This window comes from Pseudomonas sp. B414, from assembly GCF_055408445.1.
Genome location: NZ_JBUZTQ010000008.1, coordinates 121229 through 141624, shown reverse-complemented (window position 1 = coordinate 141624; position 20396 = coordinate 121229). Strand labels below are relative to the sequence as shown.

Sequence of the window (20396 nt, the reverse complement as noted above, 5' to 3'; positions counted from 1 at the left end):
CCTCTCAACCAGTTGCCCGATCCCCCGGGACGGGCAACTGTTGCCCCCAGGAAAGTGCCATGCAACGTCCTTTCGTTATCCTTGCTCACGTCGCACACCCCGCCATTCTCGAGGGCTTTTTGCCTGCCGCGCACCAGCGTGGACTGCCGATTGTGGTCATCACCGACCACGCTCAGGAACACCGGCGTCTGCTCGCCACTTCGTCTATTTCGCCAGACCAGCTGCAGGTTATCGAATGTGATGTGTTCAACCCGCTGGCGGTGATCGAGAGCCTTAACGCTCAGGGCTTGCGCCCTGTGGCAGTGTTCTCCAATAGCGATCACCTGCAAACCGCGACAGCGATAGTGGCCGAGGCATTCGAGTGCCCGGGCAAAGACTGGCGCTTGTGTTATGCGGCGAAGAACAAGGCGGCCATGCGTGAACGCATGCAGCGCCTGGGGCTGCCCGGGCCCTGGTTTCAGGTGCTCACCGCCAGTGCCACACTACCGACCGATGCGCCGTGGCCGATAGTGGCCAAGCCCCGTGAAGGTGTTGCCAGCCTGGATGTGCGCCTGTGCCATAACGCCGCCGAGCTGAGCGCTTACTGTGAGCAGTTCTGGCAGCAGCAACCGGACCGCGCATTGTTGCTAGAAGCGTATATGCAAGGTCCGTTGTTCACCCTCGAAACTCTGGGTGACGGGCGCAGCCTGCAAGCCGTTGGCGGTTTTGACGTGAGCCTGTCTGAGCCGCCGCATTTTGTGGAGCTGGCTGCACGCTGGAACGGCCCGCTCAGTTGCTCGCAGCGGTCTGCCGCGCTGGCGCAAGTCGCAGCGTTCGGGGTCAATTTTGGGGTCTGCCATAGCGAATTCATCTTGACCGCCCAAGGCCCGGTGCTGGTTGAGATCAACTACCGCAGTATCGGTGATGGTCGCGAGTTCCTGCTCGATCGCTTGCTGCCACAGGGCTGGTTTGACCGTATCGTTGCTCTGCATTTGGGCCATAGCCTGATCGAAGCGCAACCGGCACAGGCCCAGGCAACGGTTCATTATCTGGTGGCTGACCGTTCAGGACGCCTGGATCAGGCCAGCGCCAGTTTCAATCTTGAGTCCGAGGGCCACTGGTGTGATTACCGGGCGCTGCAACATGCTGGCGACACTGTGACTATCAGCCACTCCAACAAAGACTATGTCGGCGTACTGCGCCTGATTGCTCCGGACGATATAAGCCTCGATGCGCAGCTCAATTCGACCTTGAATGACCTGAAGTGGGTGGTGGCATGAGCCTGCAAGCAGAAGTCGCCGATCAGGCGTTCATTACCCGCCGCATCATCGATTGTTGCTTGCGTGAAGATATCCGCGGGGTTGTCAGCCAGGGCCGGATTACTCATCTGCCCGAAGAACTCAGCCAATACCTGGAGCATCAGCCAGACGCCCGCTGGCTGCGGATCACCCACTTGGGCACGGACGAGCTATGGCTGCCGGTAGTCAGGGCGTATCCGTTGCAGGACTGGATCGGTACCGGCGATGCCTGGATCAGGGTATCAGCACTAGACAAGACCGAGGTTCAGCGTGGCTACCCATTGTGGCTGGAGCACATGAGCCAGGGGCTGGACGAAGAAAGCCTTGAGCTGTTTGCTGCATATCTTAAAGAGGCCGATTGCGCTACTGAACACCGCACCCTGTGCAAGCAGGCCTTTCAGCGCAATGCCGCTGCACTCGGTGATGTGATCGGGCTCAAGCACTGGTCACAGCGACTATTGAAGATTGATCAGTTGGCCAGCTACCTGGATCACCCGTTCTACCCCACGGCACGGGCCAAAAGCGGCTTCGATGCTGTTGCACTCCAGGCCTATGCGCCGGAGTTTGCACCGCGTTTTGAACTCAACTGGCTGGCGATTCCCAAGCAGGCCCTGACGCTTACCAGTGCGCAACCGCCGCACTGGCCGGATTTCGAGGAGGTCGGCTTGCCACCGACCCTGCAAAACACTCATTCACTGCTGCCGGTACATCCGCTGACCTGGGGCGTGCTTGAGCAGTACGGCCTGCCTGATGGCACGTTCAAAGCGCCACGCACCGCCATGCAGGTCGAACCTACATTGTCCGTGCGCACGGTGGTGTGCATCGACCAGCCGCAGTGGCATATCAAATTGCCGTTGCTGGTGACTACCCTGGGGGCGCGCAATTTACGTCTGATCAAGCCGAGTACCCTGTATGACGGCCACTGGTTCCAGACCACTCTGCTGGCCTTGACCGAGCGCGACCCGGCACTGGCATCGCGGTATCTGCACGTTGACGAAAAGCACGGCGGTCATGCTGATGAGAGCCGTCATCTGGCCTATATCGTGCGCCGTTACCCGGCGGGCCTGGACACCACCACGCTGGTGCCGGTCGCCGCGCTGGCCAGCCCGCTGGCCGATGGCCGCCTGTTCCTCGAACAGCTGGTCGAGCGCTTTTATGCCGGCTCTTTGCAGCACTGGCTGGACGACTATCTCGATCTGCTGCTGCAGGTTCATCTGCGCCTGTGGCTTCAATACGGTATCGCGCTGGAGGCCAACCAGCAGAACGCCGTGTTGATCTTCGAGCAAGGCCAGCCATTGCGCCTGTTGATGAAGGACAACGATGCCGCTCGCCTGTGGCCGCAGCGCTTTGCCAGCGCTTGCCCGGATCTGGCCAAACTGCCGGGCGACCTGCAGGATGAGCGCATTCGCGTCGACAGCAGCCAGCCGCTGGCCGAAATGTTCTGCACCATTACCTTGCAACTGAACATTGTTGCCATTGTGCAGGCTATCGCAGCTGCGGGACTTGCCTCGCGATCCAGTCTGTATGGCACGCTGCGCCAGCGTCTGACGGCGTGCCTGGGGCAGCTCGAAGCAGAAGGCATTAACTGTGACGATGCACGCCGCTGGCTGCTCGACAGTCGCAAACTGCCGGTCAAATACCTGCTCAGCGCTGGCAGCCTGTTCAGCAAGGCGCATTCCGGTGCCAGCGATATCAACAAGTTCTACGGTTACAGCGCGGCGAACTTCCTGCTGGAGGAGGTGGCATGCAGCGTCGCCTGATTGCCAGCGTGCTGCTGGGGCACTACCTGTCGGCCTTTACAGCGTTGGGTATTCCTCTGTATCTGCCGCGGATCCTGGCCGATCTGGCGCCCGACACACCGGGCTGGGCCATCGGCGTGCTGTTTGTCCTGCCAACCTTGTGTACCGCCCTGGCGGCGCCGATCTGGGGGCGCTGGGCTGATCGCAACGGTTGCCGTATCTCGTTGCTGCGCGCCCATGCCGGGCTGTTCGCCGGTTTTCTGCTGGCAGGTTTCAGTCCCAATCTGGCTGTGTTTGTCCTGGCGCTGATTATCCAGGGCACCTTCGGCGGTGCGATGGCGGCGTCCAATGCCTACCTGTCGACCCAGCTCAAGGGTGCGCAGCTGTCCCGGGCCCTGAACTGGACGCAGTATTCGGCACGCCTGGCGTTGATCAGCGGTCCGATCCTGTTGGGCCTGCTGACCTCCCGTGGTCTGGGCTTGAGCCTGTACAGCTATCTGGCCTGGTTGCCGTTGCTGGCCTTTGTGCTGGTGCTGGCGCTGCCCAACGACAAGCCCCGGCATGCCCTGGACAGCAAGAAGCCCGAGGCATTGGGCGAACTGCCAGCGGATATGACGCGGCTGCTGGCGGTGCAGTTTTTGTTCAGTTTTTCCATGGTCGTGACCTTTCCCTATTTCATGCCGTTTGGCGAACAACTGGGGATCGGCAACGACACTCTGATTGGCGTGCTCTATAGCCTGCCGCATGTGGTTTATCTGCTGGCCTTGCCTTGGGTCCACAAGCATCAGGGCAACTTGCTGCTGCCGGGGCTGGCGCTGCTGGCAATCAGTAATGCGCTGCAATTCTGGAGCGTGCAGGCCGAGCCGTTGTTCGCCCTGCGCCTGCTAAGCGGGGCGGGCATGTTGCTCAGCTTTGTCGGCCTGCATCGCTGCCTGAGCCAGCGCAGCCGTCAGGGCAGTGCAGGGCGCCTGTTCGGCTGGTTCGATTCCAGTGGCAAATGGGCCGGCACCGCTGCCGGTGTCACCGCCGCCGTAGTCAGTCAGGCCTGCGGGATGGCTTCTCCGTTTCTTGTTGCGTGCCTGGCGGCCTTGGCTGCCATGGTTATCGCACGTCCTCTATTGATGACTTCCCGGGAGATACCGGCATGACAATCGCTATTAATACCCTGTCCTTGCAGGACCATGCCCTCGACGGTGAAGCCCAGCGCCATGCCATCGAGTGCCTGCTCAATTGCTATTTGCGTGAATATGCATTGCCGCGCAACGAAGCCAGCTTGAACTATCAGGCACAGGACTTGCCGATGAGCCTGCGCCAGGCCAACGCTCGTTGCATCAGCCTTCGCCTGCCCGCTGGCCGGTTGGTGGTACGAATCGACCGTGCCAGTCAGCTGGGGCGCTGCCATTACGTTGGTGCGCCTTATTTCAAAGGCAACCAGCAGAGCTGGCGACCGCTGGATGCCGAGGAGCTGGCCAGCCTGTTGTGCACTCCGCTCAGTGGCGCCGAGCGCGTCGGTGAGATGCTGCAACAGGTCGCCAACAGCCTGCAGATTACCCGCACCTTTCTGCGCCATGCCCGCCCGGCCAATGAGGTGACTGACAGCTTGCTGGCGTCCGAGCAGCATCAGCTGTGGGGCCATGCCCTGCACCCGACGCCGAAAAGCCGCGAGGGCATCTCTCATGACGATTTGTTGGCCTGCTCGCCGGAAGTCGGGGCACGTTTTCAATTGCACTGGTTCAAGGTCGATCCGACGCTGATCCGCCATCAAGGTGATGACCCGCGCAGCACCCTGCGTCAACTGTCAGGCCGCGACGATGCCTATCCGTGTCACCCCTGGGAGGTTGCTCGCATACTGGCCGACCCGCTGGTGCGGCGTGCGCAGCAACAGGGCTTGATTGAGTACCTCGGCGTACTGGGGCAGGCCATGTATCCAACCTCGTCCGTGCGTACGCTTTACCATCCGCAGTTGGCCTATTTCATGAAGTTTTCCATGCATGTGCGGTTGACCAACTGCGTGCGCAAGAACGCCTGGTATGAGCTGGACAGCGCCGTTGCCCTGACCCGGCTGCTTGGGCCGATCATGAGCGAGCTGGCGACACAGCAACCGGGTTTTGTCTTGATGCCCGAACCCTGCGCAACCAGCCTGGACCTCAGCGCCCTCGGCACCCTGGAAGAGGCCCGCGAAGTCACCGAGTGTTTCGGTATCGTTTACCGGGAAAACCTGTCCGTCGCCGACCGCGAGCACTATCAGCCGCAAGTGGCCATGGCGCTGTTTACCTGGGATCAACAGGGCCGTAGCGTGTGCCGTCAACAGGTACAACGTTATGCCGACTGCACCGGTTTGAGCATCGAGCAAGCCACGCTGGACTGGCTGGATGCCTATGCCGCCAAGATGCTGGGTGGCGTGTTGTATTGCCTGTTTCGTCAAGGGGTGGCGCTGGAGCCGCATTTGCAGAATACGGTTATCGGTTTTGCTGAGGACGGGCTGCCATGCCGGGTGTGGATTCGCGATCTGGAAGGCACCAAGCTGGTCCCGGAAATCTGGCCCGCCGATCGCCTGAGTGCACTGGATGAGCGGACCCGCAGCTCGGTGTATTACAGCGCGAAAAAGGCCTGGCAGCGGGTGGGATACTGCGCGCTGGTGAACAACCTCGGCGAGGCGATCTTCCATTTGGCCAATGGCTGCGAGGTGCTGGAGCAACAATTATGGGCACTGATCGCTGACCTTCTACAGGTGCAATCCGCACGGCTTGACCATCCGCAACCACTGCTTGAGCTATGCGCCGGTGCGCCATTCCCGAGCAAGGAAAACTTTATGACCCGCCTGATGATGCGTGCCGACCGCGAAGCCGGTTACACCTTGCTGCCCAGCCCGCTGGCACCTGTCGAAAGGAGCGAATGCGCATGACGCTTCCTGCATCTGTCACCCGATGTATCGAGCAGCTCCGAGCTGAGCACGATGACCCATTATGTGCCTACGTCTACGACCTGCCTGCCCTGGAACGTCATGTAAAGGCGATGCGTCAGGTCATGCCGCAAAACTGCGAGTTGTTCTACGCGGCCAAGGCCAATCCGGAAGCCCGGGTGCTGAAAACCCTGGCACCCTGGGTGGACGGTTTCGAAGCGGCCTCGGGCGGCGAACTGACCTGGTTGCATGAGCAATGCCCTGACCAGCCGCTGATCTTTGGTGGCCCCGGCAAGCTCGATCGCGAACTGGACATTGCCCTGCAGTACGGTATATCGGCGTTTCATGTGGAGAGTGTCACCGAACTGCGCAGCCTGGCGCGCATCGCCCGGGAGCGCGGTGTGCGGGCACCGGTGATGTTGCGGCTGAATCTGAAGCTGGCCCGGGCACCGCAGAGCCGATTGGTCATGGGCGGCAAACCCACGCCGTTCGGTCTGGATGAGGAGGGGCTGGCCAGTGCCCTGCAAGTGCTGCGTGAAGAGCCGTCGCTGGAACTCCAGGGGCTGCACTTTCATCTTCTCTCGCATCAGCTGGATGTGGATGCGCACCTTGAGCTGATTCGCAGTTATTTCCTGACCTTTCGCCAACTGTGCACCGACCATGGTCTGCAACTGCCGTTGCTGAATGTCGGCGGGGGTATGGGTATCAACTATCAGGACGCGGCGCAATCGTTCGACTGGCCACGGTTTTGTCAGGGCTTGCAGGGATTGATTGACGAGTACGATATGGGCGCCACTCGCATCCGTTTCGAGATCGGCCGCTTTATCAGTGCGGCCTGCGGGTACTACGTCATGCAGGTACTGGATATCAAAAGCAGCCACGGCGAGTTCTTTGCCATTGGCCGTGGTGGCACCCATCACTTCCGAACGCCTGCAGCTCAGGGGCATGATCATCCATTCACGGTAGTGCGAGGCGTTCAGCCTGCACAGATCAGCGATAAACCCGTGACCCTGGTAGGCCAGCTGTGTACACCGAAAGATGTACTGGCCAGACAACAGCCAGTCGCGCAACTGGCGATTGACGACTTGCTGGTGTTTACCTATGCGGGGGCTTATGCCTGGAATATTTCGCACCAGAACTTCCTGATGCATGAACCGCCGCTGAAGGTTTTTATCGAGGGTTGACGCCTCGGGCACGCTGTTTCAAGTTCTCACTCAAGGCCTGACGTATCAGCTCATTGGGTATCACCTTCCTGCCGGTTGCCAGCTCCTTTGAGCTGGCAACCGGCAGGGCGCAGTGTGCGGGCCCGTTTCAATGGCCTTGGGCCCAAGAGGGGATCTTCGTTTTTATGGCGAAAGTGTTAGCGGGTTTTGACGGTTTTCTTGTGCCCATTGAAAGTGGAAGCTGAGGGCCATTCAAACGTTGGAGAGTTGGATATGGCTACGATCAGTAAAGTGTTGGTATCGATTGCCGTGCTCAAGGCCAGGGCAGGTCAGCAGCAGGCGTTGAAAGATGGGCTGTTGGCGCTGATAGAACCGACCCGGGCAGAGCCCGGCAATCTGGATTATGTGTTGTACGAATTGCGCGACGAGCGCGGAACTTTCTATATGCGCGAGGCGTTCAAGGACCAGGCAGCATTGGACTTTCACTTTGCCACTCCTTACTTCCAGCGTTTCGCCGCAGTCGCCGACGAACTGCTAGCCGAGCCTTTGCAGTTGATCTTTCTTGAGCAGGTTTCGCCATAGGGCCGTTAACGTCTTTGCGGCCAAAAACCTTGCCCGGGCGTTCAGGGTTTTTGGCACTCTAACTGGCCCATCAACCCACAAATGCCTTGCTCAGAAACTCGTACCCGAGCTTGATTGCGGGCACGCTGATGCAGATAAAGATAATGCCGAATTGCCATTGAACAATTCTGCTCCGTGCTTCAAGCACGGATATTGAGGTTCTCAACTGAACGCCCTGTTCCTTGATGGAAGATCTTAGCTCGGCACCTTGCTCAGTAATTAATGACCGCAGCTCGACACCTTGCTGCTTGATTGATGACCTCAATTCGGCGCCCTGTTCCCTGATTGAAGCCCGCAGCTCAGTCCCCAGTTCTGAGATGCAAGCCTTGAGGTGCTTTTCTGTTTGTATCAGGTCAGATTTTGAAGCGAGATCTTTCACATCATTCTCCCAGGCATCGACAACGGCCTTCGCCTTGTCGGCAGGCATGCTGATCGATGCAAGCGCATCATAAAGCGTGATCGAATATTTCATTTTGTCTCCTGCGATTGGCAAGTGACACCGAGCTGCCGTCTACGCCAGACTCCTGTCACTGCGTGGGCGATATTGGTTGCCAGATGTTCGGCTATTTTCTTGAATCGGGAAAGTCAGACCTTTCTGCTAGTTGTGTCGGGCCTGGCCGGGTTTTCCTGGTCATAGCCCAGAAACAAAAAAGCCGCTGGTAATAGCGGCTTTTTGGCGTGTGGCCGGAGCATTACCTCGGCGCGGTCTGCACCACCGCTTGAGTCGTCACGCTGTCGGAGTTGTGGGCGGGCATCATTTCCCAGGCATCACGGGGTTCGTCCAGGTCGCGGTTGAGGGTTTCCGGTGTCTTGAACGTGGTGTACAGGGTGATCAGGGTCAGCAGCGACAGGTAGCAGGCAATCGGCACCCAGGCACCGATACCGGCGTTGGGTTCACCATCGTGGCTGGCCACGACCAGGGCGATCAGGCCGGCACCGATCAATGGGGCAATACCGCCGGCGATTACGGCCGATGCTTCCCGGGCTATGGAGACACCCATGTAGCGATGCCGGGAGCCAAACAGTTCAGGCATCAGCGCCGCCTGGGTGCCGAACATGCCCCAGGTACCGATACCCAGGGCAATGGAGATGGCAACGATGCTTGCCACTACATTGCCCTGGCTCAGTACCCACCACACCGGGAAGGCCAATACCAGTTGCAGCACGGCAAACGCCCGGTAGACCACCACACGGCCAAAGCGGTCGCTGAGTTTACCGGCAATTGGCACGGTCAGCGCGCCGAGGCTGGCGGCGCAGATCAGGGTGAGTACGCCTACGGGGCCTTGCAGGCCGACCACACCAACGATATAGCTCACCGCCAGTGCCTGATAAATAGAAGAACCGCCGTTTTCCCCCAGGCGCAGGCCGATGCCCAGCAACAAGGTTGGCTTGGAGTGTTTCATTGCGCTTTTAAGTGGATTGTCGCAGACGCGCTTGAGCGCCTTGAGGCGGATAAAAGTCGGCGACTCCTTGAGTGACAGGCGCATGTACAGGCCCAGTGCCACGATCACCACGCTGCTGAAAAACGGTATGCGCCACAGGCCGCTTTCGAGCACGTTGTCACTGCTGCTGATCACCATGAAATACACCAGCGCCGCAAGGATGGTGCCCAGTTGAATGCCCAGGAACGGCAGGGCAGCATAGAAACCCCGTCGCCCTTCGGGGGCATATTCGGTCATCATTACCGCCGCACCGGCCTGTTCGGCACCTGCGCCCAAACCCTGGAGCAGACGCAGTACCACCAGCAGTACCGGTGCCAGGTAGCCGACCTGGCTAAAAGTGGGCAGGGCGCCAATCAGGGTGCTGGAAACACCCATCAGCAGCACTGTAGAGGTGAGCACGAACTTGCGCCCCACGCGGTCACCGATCATGCCGAACAGTACGCCGCCAAGCGGCCGTATGGCAAAGCCCAGGAAGTAGGTGCCGAAGCTGGCGATCAGGCTCATGGTGCGGGTTTGCTCAGGGAAAAACAGCGGCCCGAAGATCAGTGCCGCAGCCAGGGTGTAAAGGGCAAAGTCGTAGTATTCCAGGGCGCTGCCCAGTGAGCAGGCCCAAGCGGCGCGATGCAGGTCTTTCTTGTGTTCCGGGGATTCGGGGACCAAAGCAATATCAGATGGAGAATGATCGTGCGTCATGTCGGTACCTTCTGGTAGGTGCCTTTACGGCATCTTGTTATCGATAGGCAGCAGGGTTTCTTACAGTTTCAACCTCTGTATTTCCTCGAGCATGGCCTGTTCCATGACGTCGATTGGAGCGTCCATGCCGGTGTACAACTCGATTTGCCGACACGCCTGATGCACCAGCATGCGTGTGCCGGGCACGGTGCGGCAGCCCAGTGCCGCGGCTTGCAGGAGCAGGGCGGTGTGCACCGGGATAAACGCCACATCCATGACAATCAGGTGGCTGGCCAGCAGGCCATCCAGCGGGTTGCTGCCGGGTTGCTTGAAACCGACGGAAGTGGCGTTGATCACGATGTCAAAATCCCGGGCCGCAAAGGTCTCGACACTGCCACCCCATTGCGCCCCCAGTTCTTTGCTCAGAGCCTTGCCGCGCTCGCTGCTGCGATTGAACACCGTGACCCGGGCTGCCGCTTGCAGGCAGCCGTAGACCACGGCCCGCGCCGCGCCCCCGGCACCGATCACGGCGATACGCTGGTTGTTCAGCTCGCAGACTTCCTGCAGGGCCCGAACCGCGCCCAGATAGTCGGTGTTGTAGCCGGTCAGTACGCCGTCAATGTTGTTGATGGTGTTGACCGCACCGATTACCAGGGCGGATTCGTCGATGGCATCCAGGTGCTCCATCACTGTGCTCTTGTAAGGCATGGATACGTTCATGCCACGCACCCCCAGTGTCCGGATGGCCGCGACTGCGCCAATCGGATCTTCAACGCCAAAACAGACGAAGGTGTAGTCCAGACCAAGGGCGGCGTAGGCTGCGTTGTGGATTTTTGCCGAGAGGGAAAACGGCGCGCCCATGATCGAACCGCACAGGGTTGGCAGGGACTGGGGCATGCGTGCCTCCTTGGATTGGATTTATGAGTGGGGCAATAAGCCCACTTTCAACCCCTGCAGCCCAGTACGCCAATCGTATATGCTGATGCCGTGATCACCGATCATGATCACCAGGTAATCTGCGGTTCTTTACCTGGCAAACACTACCGGCACGGTAAACCGCAGCTTGCTGCCCTCTGGCGGGCGCGGCACGGGAGAGGCGCGGTTGATCATGTCCAGGGTCGCCTGGTCCAGCTCGGTAAAACCGGCAGAGCGCACGATCCGCGTGCTGAGCACCTTGCCATCGCTGTCAATCTCAAACCGCAGGTACGCCACCCCACGGTCGCCGCGGTCCCGAGCATTTTGCGGGTAGCGTTTGAAACGCTCCAGATGGGCCAGCAGTTGCGCTTCCCATTGAACTTGCTGCGCCGGGTCGGCACTGCCCCGTGACGATTGGCTGGCGGCGGTGGTGCGGGCCGGTTGCGCATCAAGCTTGGGCGGGGCAGTGGTGGCAGAAGAAGAGGCCGCCTGTTCGTCCTGTCTTTTCGCCGGGGCCTGGAACTGCGGGGCATGCTCGGGGGTGGTTGACCAGGAGCCGCTGGCAGCGTCCCTGAGCGGGGAGGATGCTTGCCTGGCCGGGGTCGGGCGGGTGACGGGAGTGACTTTTTTAACGGCCTCTTTGGGCGGTTTTGGCAGCGGGGTGCTTTGCTGCTGTTGCACCACTTTATCTGGCGCCACCTGCAAGTCTTCGGTCACGGCCTGGGCCACGGGCGTGGCGGCCAGTTCAATCATCATCGCCGCCGGTGCGGCCTGGGCCAGCGCCGTGGGTGAGTTGTGCAGCCACCAGGCAGTAATGCCTGCGTACAGGCCCAGGGTGATCAGCGTCGCGACACTCCACAAGGTTTTGCGCGATTGATTCAGATAGTCAGGGATGGCGGATGGCGAGGGTTCGGAAGTCATGAGCTCATCAAAGTTGATCAACGTAAAACGGGACGCCGATCAGGGCATCCCGTATTTCAAGCAAAGTCGCGGGTCAGAACTTGACCGTCAGCCCCGTGCGTATCGTGCGGCCCGGTGCGGGCATAAAGCTCTGTGCCAGCGGGTCGAGGTAGTACACGTTGGTCAGGTTTTGCACACCGAAGTCCAGTTGGGTGCCCTTGTAGATTTCGTAGCTGGCGAAGAGGTCGAAGATCGCCGATTTCTGGTAGTAGATCTGGTTGGTGGTGATGCCGTCGTTCCACGGTTTATTCAGCTTGGCGGTGGGTGCGCTGTTGTAGACCATGCGCCCGCCCAGCACGAGGCTATTGTCAAACCAGCGGCTGCCGATGGTGGTGTTGACCGAGTACTTGGGCGGGTTCTGGGTGTTGGTGTAAGAACCGGGGAAGCCACCGTCGACGCAATCAGGTGTCGGTGTGCCGTCGTCACGCAGTTTTTGCGCCAGGTCCGGGGCACAGGTCTTGGCGTTCAGGTAGTAGGTCGCGGACACGTCGGTGAACACCCTGCCCATGTCATAGCTGGTTTGTAGCTCTACGCCCTTGACCGTGAAGCTGTCGACGTTCTGCAGGTTGCCGGCGCTGATGTCGAGGTAGTCGCGGGTGATGTAGTTTTCGATCTTGTTGTTGAAATAAGCCAGTTTGGCGGCGGCGGTGTCGCCGTCAAAGAACAGGTCGTTTTTCAGGGTGCTGGCGCCCACTTCCCAGTTCTTGCTGTGTTCAGGCTTGAGGCTGGCCCCCGGCACGGCAGCAGTGAACAGGCCAAGGGTGGACTCGAACAGACTCGGCATGCGCACGCCTTCGCTGTAGCTCAGGTACAGGAAGCTGGCTTCAGTCAGGTCGTACTTGACGCTGAACGACGGCGTAAAGGCGTGATCCCGACGCTCAATGGGCTTGGCGTAGCTGTAGCTGGTGGCGTACTTCTGTTGCTCGGTGTCATTGGCTTCAATGCGGTCGTAGCCGGTATTGCCCACGGTACCTTTTTTGTACGGCGTGGCATTGAGCGAGTCCTGGGTGAAATTGCCCTGGGCGTCCGGGCGCCAGTACACATAGCCGATGCGGTCACTGCCCTTGTACAGCCAGGTCCAGCGCACCGGGCGGGTGCCGAATGTGGCGGGGCTGGCCTGGCGGTTGTGGTCCTTGCTGTGGAACTCGCTGTAGCGGCCGCCCACTGTAAAGGTCAGGGGCTTGATCGGGGCCCATTCCAGGGAACTGACGAGGCTGCCTTCCTGACGTTCGCCGCTGCGGATAAAGCGGTTTTGCTCAAGGTCTGATTGCAGTACCGGCGAGTTGTCGTCGGCGCCGAGGTCTTCTTGCTGATACGAACCACCATAGAACCAGGCCAGTTTGCCGATCCCGGTGTCGAAGCGCGAGGTGTTGCTCAGGTCCAGGCCCCAGCGCTTGTCCTTGCTGCGGTTGCGCAGGGCATCCTGATAACCGTCTTCGGTCAACTGGTTAGGTGCGCCGGCATCGCCGAACAGCGGGGTGACGGTACTCAAACCGTTGTACGCTTCGCTCTGGGCCTTGGTGGCCCAGGCGTTGGCGCTGAAGTCGATCAGCGGATTGTCTTCAGGCTTGTAGGTGTAGCGCGCAGTGTAAGCGTTGATGCGCATGGTGCCTGGTTCCCACTGCGGCACGGTACCGGTCTTGTTGCGGATGATCCGCGACGGCATGACTTCGCCGTATTCACCGTCGGTGTAACGGTAGGCCAGTTCCAGCGCCTGGTCCGGGGTCGGTTTGATAATGGTCTTGAGCAGCACCGATTCGGTATCGGTGGAGGTGTTGAGCACCTCGTTGCCGGCTTTGAACACCTTGGCCGGGCCGTTGGCCTCTTCGGTCACATAGACGTACTTTCTGCTGGCCGAGTCCCAGCGCCGCACCTGGTGGTAAACCTGATATTTCTTGAAGCCTTTTTTGCCCGCGTAGTAGTTGCCACTCTCGCGCTGGGAGTAGGCGCCGACAAAATCCACGGTGTCACTGGTGCTGGCAAAGGCAATGCTGGCGGAGTGGGCCTGGGGGTCGAAAATGTTGTTGCTGGCGCTGCGCGGGGTTGCGTTGTACTCCTTGGGGCGGTCAACGCTGTTGCTGGCGATATCACCCTTGAGGCGTACGCCGAAGGTTTCGCCGTCCTTGAGAATATCCTTGGGCTGCAGGGTTTTCATCTTGACCATGCCACCAATCGCACCGGCTGCGTCGGCGCTCAGGCTCGGGCCCTTGTCGACGGTTATTTCACTGATCAGATCCGGGTCGATATAGCTGCGCTGCTGCATGCCGCCGTAACCGCGATAAGCGTCGATGGCTTGCTGGCTGCCGTCGATGGTCACCGGCACCCGGCTCTGGCCCTGTATGCCACGGATATTGACGTCCAGCGCGCCGCCGTTGCGGGTGTCACCGGTTTGCACGCCGGGCACACCCTTGAGGATGTCGGCCGGGGAGGAGCCGCGAAAGCGGTTGATGGTTTCCCCGGAGATAAACACGCTCGACCCGGCCTTGGTGTAAACCTGCGCAGCAGCACCGGTGAGGCGGCTGGTCTGGCCACCCTTGATGGTGACGGGGCCGAGCAGTTCGGACTCGTCCAGATCGTCGTCCATGCCTGCACCGGCCTGAATCCTGGGGCTGAGGATCAGGCTGCGCTGGCCGTCGATTGTCCAGCTTACCGGGGCATCACCGAGCAATTGTTGCAGGGCGTACTCCTGGCTGAAGTTGCCCTTGACGGGGCGGCTTTGCAGGCCATTTACCAGCCCGGCTTCGAGGCCCAGTTGCAGGTTGGCCTGGCGGGCAAAAGCGCTGAGGGCGGTGGTCATCGATTGCGCGGGAATGTCGAAGTAACGGGTAGCCTGATCACGCTGCACAACCCCTGGCTCTGCTGCTATTGCCAGGCCAGGCTGGAAAATTGCGCTATTGATCGCCACGCACAGTACGGCCAGTGCTACCGGTACTTTGGAGTGCACAGCGGGTGATCGGTTACCCATGTTTCTTCGCCTTTTGTAATTAGTATTGCGAGTCATTCGCAATACTGGGAGCTACAAAGACGAACACCTCAGGGATTTTTTTCATCAATGATGCAATTATTTTTTAGCGGAGGTTTTTTTGCTGCCAATCACTGTGAGCAGAGATGAGTATTGGCGCACTTCTCCGTTGATCGGTGCCACCAGCGCTTGCAGGGCGCGGCGGGTGTCACGCATGTCGTAGAGGCCGGTCACGCGCTTTTGCGCCAGTGCCGGGTCATCGATCACGATCCAGCCCTGCTGGTAGCGGTCCAGTTGCTCTACCACCTGGGCGACGCTGACATTTTCGAAAAACTGCGTGCCGTTAATCCACCCCGCGACCTCGGCAGGCACCACCAGTGACTGGCTGGCGATGCCGCTTTTGCGGTCGATCCACAAGCGCTGTCCGGCGCTCAGGCGATACTGGCGGTTGACACCCACGGTGCCCTCGCTGACCTCCACGCTCAGGCCGTTATCGCGCCGGGCCACATCGAATGCGGTGCCCAAAACACGGATCACGTCGTTATCGCTGCGCACTTCAAAGGGCTTTCTGGCGTCATGCATGACGTCGAAAAAAACCTCACCCTGCACCAGCGTGACCTCGCGCTGCTGGTCGTTGTAGCTCACATTGACCGCGCTTTGCGGGGCCAGGGTCAGGCGGCTGCCGTCGCTCAGGGTGACTTCGCGGGTTTCGCCGGTGGCGGTGCTGTAGTCGGCGCGCCAGGCGGGGTTGAACACTAGCGCGGCACTCACTGCGAGGGCACTGATGCAGGCTGCCGCCAGCCATTGCCGGCGCGGACGGCGGATCGCTACCGGGGCGGGTGCCTGTGGCCAGTGTTGAGTGGTTGTGGCGGGGTTTTGGGCCAGCGCTTCCCAGGCGTGATTGACCTGGGCCCAGGCCTCGAAATGCTCCGGGTCACTGTGCAGCCAGCGGTCGAAATCATCGAAGCGCTGGGGATGGTCTTGCAGTTCAAGCAGCCACTGGCCAGCGTCTTCGAGGCTTTTTGCCGAGACATTGCGGGGCAGGAGGGCGTTATGCATACGGGCGTTCCTTACTGTGCGCGCCGGGGGCAAGGTCGAGGGTCGCGACGCTTGAGGCCAACTGCGCAATGGCATCCCTGACCAGGCGGTGAGCGGTGGAAAGCGAGATATTGAGATGATCGGCGGTTTGCTGCAACGTGAAACCACCAAGGCGGTGCATCTCTACCGCAATACGCATCTGTTCCGGCAGGCCGGCAAGGGTCGCGGCAATGCGACTGGCATCGTCACCGTGTACTACCCGTTGCTCCGGGGACAGCTCCTGGCCCGGCCGCATCCATTGCGCCGGCATTTGCTGCTGGCGCTTTTCTGTGGCCTGGCGACGTACAGCGTCCAGCGCCAGGTTGCGCACGATGCGGTACAGGTACGCCAGTGGCTGCTCCACCGGATCATCGGTTGCGCCGCAAAAGCGCAGGAATGCGTCCTGCACCACATCTTCGGCGCGTGCGCGCTCGCCCACCACAACTTTGGCGTAGTTGATCAGAGCGGGGCGGTGGGCAAGATAGAGTTGCAGCCTGGCGGCGTTATCAGTCACAGCAAAACTCAACAGCAAATGAGAGCCTGAAAGCGCGGCGACGTTAATCTAGTTGAGAGTAATTATCAATAGCGTTTTCTGTGGCGCCCACCGGGATCGAATGAATTTCTGATCTTGCTGGCATTTATGCAGGCCGGACCGTTATGGTGCTGAATCCTTCCTGCCAACGGATTTGTTGTGATGACTACACCGCGTGCTGCTGTCGGCCCGATCAAGGCCGTGATTTTTGATATGGACGGGTTGTTGCTGGATACTGAGGGGATTTACACCGAAGTCACGCAGATCATCGCCGAACGCTACGGTCGTGTTTATGACTGGAGCATCAAGCAGCACATCATCGGCCGTGGTGCCCTGGACCTGGCCGGGTTTCTGGTCAAGGCCCTGGACTTGCCGATCAGCGCGCAGGAATTTCTGGTTGTGCGCGAGCCGTTGCTCAAGGAACGCTTCCCCAAGGCCGTCGGCATGCCTGGGGCCGAAGCACTGGTGCGGCATTTGAAGGCGCACCATATCCCGATTGCGGTGGGCACCAGTTCGTCGCAGCATTCCTTTGCTGACAAGACCACCTTGCACGGTGAGTGGTTTGACCTGTTCGACACCATCGTCACCGCTGACGACCCTGAAGTAGGGGCCGCCAAACCTGCACCGGATATTTTCCTGACGGCGGCCAGGCGCCTGGGGGTTGCTCCTCAAGAGTGCCTGGTGTTCGAGGATTCGCCTTTTGGCGTGACGGCTGCCAAAGCCGCAGGCATGACCGCCATCGCCGTGCCGGATGAGGCTATGGCTGACAGCAAGTACGCGCATGCCGATCAGATCATTCGTCAGCTTGCCGAGTTTGATCTGGCGGCTTATGGTTTGCCGCCGATGCGCAGCCGGACGTAGCCTCGCTGAGCTCGTCAACGGCTACAGGACGATCATTGCACCGGCAGTTTTTCCAGCGCGGCACGCAGTTCGTCAGCGGTGGCAAATTCCTCCTGTGAAACCAGCGTGCCGTTGTCCAGTTGCAGCCACAACACTTTGTCTTCAGCGCCCGGATAGTTGGCCGCCACCTTGCCGTCGCGGTCGAGCACTACGCGGTAGCTGTAGTCACGCATGGCCGGGATGGCGATAAATTTGCCGATCAGCGAAGGCATGCGCTGCACATCGGCAAGGAACACCACATTGCGCGCCTCCAGGTAGCCTTTGGCCTGGTTTTCCAGTGCGGCCTTGACCAGCTTGGAGCCGTCCATATTGCGTGCCACCAGCAGCACCTGAGTTTTATCGTCCAGGGTGTAGGGCTGGTCATGCTGATCCTGCAGGGTCCAGGGTGTCAGGCGTTCGCCGATATTCGCGGCCTGGGCCAGCATGGAAAACGCGCTCAACAACAGCACTAGTGCAATTCTCACCGTTTGATACCCCTTCAGTTAATGGTTCTGGCCTGACAGGTTTCAGGCATGGCCGGTATGGTATCCCACAGCATCAGGTAAAAGGTCTGAGACGCATTTAGCTACAAAATGCTCTATGGCTAAGCGCAACATCTGGCGTAAGGGCTTAGCCGTTCTTTTTGCGCAGGCTCTTGAGCCGTGCGCTGGCGCGCTGCACAGCGGCCATTTTCTCCGGGCGCTTCATGCCTCGCCATTTGCGAATATCTTCCCGGGTACGGCCACAACTCACGCAGAGCTCGCCACTTAGCTGGCACACCGCGATGCACGGGTTTTCAATGTCTTTTGCCACGGCTCAGCTGCGCCCGGTCTGTTTTTGCGCCAGACGCTTGGGCCAGTTGCCGCCGCAGCTGCGCTGGCATTCTTCTTCGGAATCGAAATAGACATGGGCCGAGCCATTGCGCACCTTCACCCCGGCATCAGCCAGCGCCTGGGCCGTCAGTTCACCCATAAAGCGGGCCTCGCCATCGGCCAGGGCGAAGTCTTTGCTGGCTTGCGTATCGAATACCCATACTACTTTCAGGCTGGCAGGGAAGGCTTCGTAGTCGACCACATGGGTGAGCCAGGCAAAGCCCGGGATCTGTGATTTGGCCGTTTCGCAGGCTTCGGTCAAGGAGGTGATCAGGCGACGGTCGATCTGGGCCTGGGTGCGCTTGCTTAAAGACATGGGTGAATCCTGTTGATAGGCGGGGCAAAACCGCGATTATACCTGAGCGCAGGGCTTGGCTACTGCTGCTTCGCCCAGAGTGCCACCTGAGGTAGAATGTCGCGGTTAGTCGGCTGGCCGCCCTGGAGCGTCATGTCCACGCAGGTTCCCCGGAAGGAGCCGCGAGCAGGCCGGACATCAAGGGAGTCGCATCCGCTGTACCCAAAATGTTACCCAAGTAGCTGAAGCCAAAACCAACAAGAGATCAGCGCCCAAGGTACATAGAGTGAGGTCTGTAACGTGCACAGGCCTTATATATCTGCCCGTTCGGGGTTTGAAGTGTGGCTCGATTGCAGGTGACCGTCTGTGGTGGGTCAAAGGACTTCAGGCATCGTGTGTCGGGCAGATGGCGTTTTATCTTAGGTACTACAAAATGTTTAAAAAAATGAACAAGGGGCTACTGGGCCTGGCACTGAGCATGGGGATTACCTCCGTGCACGCTGCCGAGCCTAAACACGTCGATGTACTGCTGATTGGCGGCGGCATCATGAGCGCTACCCTGGGTGTCTGGCTCAACGAGCTGGAACCTGGCATGTCCATGGAGATGATTGAACGTCTCGATGGTGTTGCACTGGAAAGCTCCAACGGCTGGAACAACGCCGGTACCGGGCACTCGGCCCTGGCCGAGTTGAACTACACGCCGGAAGACAAGAACGGCAACGTTGAAATCCCGAAGGCCATTGAAATCAATGAAGCTTTCCAGGTGTCGCGTCAGTTCTGGTCGTGGCAGGTCAAGAACGGCGTACTGAAAGATCCGCGCTCGTTCATCAACTCAACTCCGCACATGAGCTTTGTGTGGGGCGATGACAACATCAAGTTCTTGAAGAAGCGCTACGAAGCCCTGCAGGCCAGCCCTCTGTTCGCGGGCATGGAGTACTCCGAAGACCCGGTGCAGATCAATAAATGGGTTCCGCTGATGATGGAAGGGCGTGACCCCAACCAGAAAGTCGCGGCCACCTGGTCTCCGATCGGTACTGATGTGAACTTCGGCGAAATTACGCGCCAGTTCGCGGCTTACCTGCAGACCAAGCCTAACTTCTCGCTGAAACTGTCGAGCGAAGTCGAAGACATCAAGCGCAATGAAGATGGTTCATGGCGTGTGGTGTACAAAAACCTGAAAGACGGCAGCAAAACCGAGACCGACGCCAAGTTCGTGTTTATCGGCGCTGGCGGCGGTGCCCTGCACCTGCTGCAGAAGTCCGGCATTCCTGAAGCCCGTGAATACGCTGGCTTCCCGGTGGGTGGCTCGTTCCTGGTAACCGACAATCCTACCGTGGCCCAGCAGCATCTGGCCAAAGCCTACGGCAAGGCTTCGGTTGGCGCACCACCGATGTCGGTTCCGCACCTGGACACCCGCGTGCTGGACGGCAAGCGCGTGATCCTGTTTGGCCCGTTCGCCACCTTCTCGACCAAGTTCCTGAAAGAAGGCTCGTACTTCGACCTGCTGACCAGCACCACGACCCACAACATCTGGCCAATGACCAAAGTCGGTATCGAACAGTACCCACTGGTTGAGTACCTGGCCGGCCAGTTGATGCTGTCGGACGAAGATCGCTTCAACGCTCTGAAAGAGTACTTCCCGAACGCCAAGTCCGAAGACTGGCGTCTGTGGCAGGCCGGTCAGCGCGTGCAGATCATCAAGCGTGACGAAGAGAAGGGCGGCGTGCTGAAACTCGGTACCGAGATTGTCAGCGCCAAAGATGGCAGCATTGCCGGTCTGCTGGGCGCTTCGCCTGGCGCATCCACCGCAGCACCGATCATGCTGACCGTGCTTGAAACCGTGTTCAAGGACAAGGTTGCAAGCCCTGAGTGGCAAGCCAAGCTGCACCAGATCGTGCCTAGCTACGGCACCAAGCTTAACGGTGATCCTGATCGCGTAGCTCAAGAGTGGGCCTACACGGCTGAAGTCCTGCAATTGACTCCGCCACCGGCAATCCCGGCTGCAACCCACACTGCAACACCTGCTGCGGAGCCGGCCAAGCCTGCCCCAAGCAATCCAGCGGCTGATATGGCGCTGTAAAAAATAAC

At 59.7% G+C, this 20396-nt stretch carries 18 protein-coding genes; 8 read left to right on the top strand and 10 right to left on the bottom strand.

What is annotated here, in order from left to right; translation table 11 throughout:
- Window positions 1-59: 59 nt before the first annotated feature.
- From ACZRMH_RS09825 to ACZRMH_RS09800, 6 genes are all read left to right on the top strand, one after another.
- On the top strand, window positions 60-1259 hold the full coding sequence (locus tag ACZRMH_RS09825) for an ATP-grasp domain-containing protein (RefSeq protein WP_464013264.1): 1200 nt from the start codon (window positions 60-62) through the stop codon (window positions 1257-1259).
- Window positions 1256-3037 carry an IucA/IucC family protein gene (locus ACZRMH_RS09820; protein ID WP_464013263.1) on the top strand — a complete coding sequence of 594 codons (1782 nt, stop codon included), beginning with the start codon at window positions 1256-1258 and terminating at the stop codon, window positions 3035-3037. Before ACZRMH_RS09825 ends, ACZRMH_RS09820 begins: the two co-directional genes overlap by 4 nt.
- Entirely contained in the window at window positions 3022-4164 is a 1143-nt protein-coding gene (locus ACZRMH_RS09815) for an MFS transporter (RefSeq protein WP_464013262.1), read from the top strand. The genes ACZRMH_RS09820 and ACZRMH_RS09815 overlap by 16 nt, the downstream gene beginning before the upstream one ends.
- The gene (locus tag ACZRMH_RS09810; RefSeq protein WP_464013261.1) at window positions 4161-5921 is read left to right on the top strand and encodes an IucA/IucC family protein; all 1761 of its coding nucleotides are present in this window, start codon (window positions 4161-4163) and stop codon (window positions 5919-5921) included. Before ACZRMH_RS09815 ends, ACZRMH_RS09810 begins: the two co-directional genes overlap by 4 nt.
- Entirely contained in the window at window positions 5918-7102 is a 1185-nt protein-coding gene (locus tag ACZRMH_RS09805) for a type III PLP-dependent enzyme (protein ID WP_464013260.1), read from the top strand. Before ACZRMH_RS09810 ends, ACZRMH_RS09805 begins: the two co-directional genes overlap by 4 nt.
- 252 nt (window positions 7103-7354) lie before the next feature.
- Window positions 7355-7663, top strand: coding sequence for a putative quinol monooxygenase (locus ACZRMH_RS09800; protein WP_464013259.1), 309 nt, complete (start codon window positions 7355-7357; stop codon window positions 7661-7663).
- 70 nt (window positions 7664-7733) lie between these two features.
- Here ACZRMH_RS09800 and ACZRMH_RS09795 read toward each other — a convergent pair whose 3' ends face one another.
- The 7 genes from ACZRMH_RS09795 to ACZRMH_RS09765 form a co-directional block, all read right to left on the bottom strand.
- Entirely contained in the window at window positions 7734-8174 is a 441-nt protein-coding gene (locus ACZRMH_RS09795; protein ID WP_464013258.1) for a DUF1640 domain-containing protein, read from the bottom strand.
- 220 nt (window positions 8175-8394) lie between these two features.
- Window positions 8395-9837, bottom strand: a complete 1443-nt coding sequence (locus ACZRMH_RS09790) for an MFS transporter (RefSeq protein WP_464013257.1) — start codon at window positions 9835-9837, stop codon at window positions 8395-8397.
- A 60-nt stretch (window positions 9838-9897) separates the two neighbouring features.
- Complete coding sequence (gene aroE, locus ACZRMH_RS09785) at window positions 9898-10713, bottom strand: shikimate dehydrogenase (protein WP_464013256.1); 816 nt, start codon at window positions 10711-10713, stop codon at window positions 9898-9900.
- Between the two features lie 129 nt (window positions 10714-10842).
- Entirely contained in the window at window positions 10843-11652 is an 810-nt protein-coding gene (locus ACZRMH_RS09780) for an energy transducer TonB (protein WP_464013255.1), read from the bottom strand.
- Window positions 11653-11725: 73 nt separating this feature from the next.
- Window positions 11726-14656, bottom strand: a complete 2931-nt coding sequence (locus ACZRMH_RS09775) for a TonB-dependent receptor (protein ID WP_464013254.1) — start codon at window positions 14654-14656, stop codon at window positions 11726-11728.
- A gap of 96 nt (window positions 14657-14752) precedes the next feature.
- Entirely contained in the window at window positions 14753-15712 is a 960-nt protein-coding gene (locus tag ACZRMH_RS09770) for a FecR family protein (RefSeq protein ID WP_464013253.1), read from the bottom strand.
- The gene (locus ACZRMH_RS09765; protein WP_464013252.1) at window positions 15705-16244 is read right to left on the bottom strand and encodes a sigma-70 family RNA polymerase sigma factor; all 540 of its coding nucleotides are present in this window, start codon (window positions 16242-16244) and stop codon (window positions 15705-15707) included. Before ACZRMH_RS09765 ends, ACZRMH_RS09770 begins: the two co-directional genes overlap by 8 nt.
- A gap of 180 nt (window positions 16245-16424) precedes the next feature.
- On the opposite strand from ACZRMH_RS09765, the gene ACZRMH_RS09760 reads away from it, so the two are divergent.
- Window positions 16425-17123 (top strand): HAD-IA family hydrolase, encoded by a 699-nt coding sequence (locus ACZRMH_RS09760; RefSeq protein ID WP_464013251.1) that lies wholly within the window; start codon window positions 16425-16427, stop codon window positions 17121-17123.
- A 32-nt stretch (window positions 17124-17155) separates the two neighbouring features.
- Here the strand turns inward: ACZRMH_RS09760 and ACZRMH_RS09755 are convergent, their stop codons facing one another.
- The 3 genes from ACZRMH_RS09755 to ACZRMH_RS09745 form a co-directional block, all read right to left on the bottom strand.
- Window positions 17156-17626 (bottom strand): FAD/FMN-containing dehydrogenase, encoded by a 471-nt coding sequence (locus ACZRMH_RS09755; protein WP_464013250.1) that lies wholly within the window; start codon window positions 17624-17626, stop codon window positions 17156-17158.
- Between the two features lie 145 nt (window positions 17627-17771).
- Window positions 17772-17954: a DUF1289 domain-containing protein gene (locus ACZRMH_RS09750; protein WP_095018063.1), complete on the bottom strand. Its 183-nt coding sequence runs from the start codon at window positions 17952-17954 to the stop codon at window positions 17772-17774.
- A 3-nt stretch (window positions 17955-17957) separates the two neighbouring features.
- Window positions 17958-18329, bottom strand: a complete 372-nt coding sequence (locus tag ACZRMH_RS09745) for a hypothetical protein (protein WP_464013249.1) — start codon at window positions 18327-18329, stop codon at window positions 17958-17960.
- 412 nt (window positions 18330-18741) lie between these two features.
- On the opposite strand from ACZRMH_RS09745, the gene mqo reads away from it, so the two are divergent.
- Window positions 18742-20388 (top strand): malate dehydrogenase (quinone), encoded by a 1647-nt coding sequence (gene mqo, locus ACZRMH_RS09740; protein ID WP_464013248.1) that lies wholly within the window; start codon window positions 18742-18744, stop codon window positions 20386-20388.
- The last annotated feature ends 8 nt before the right edge of the window (window positions 20389-20396 follow it).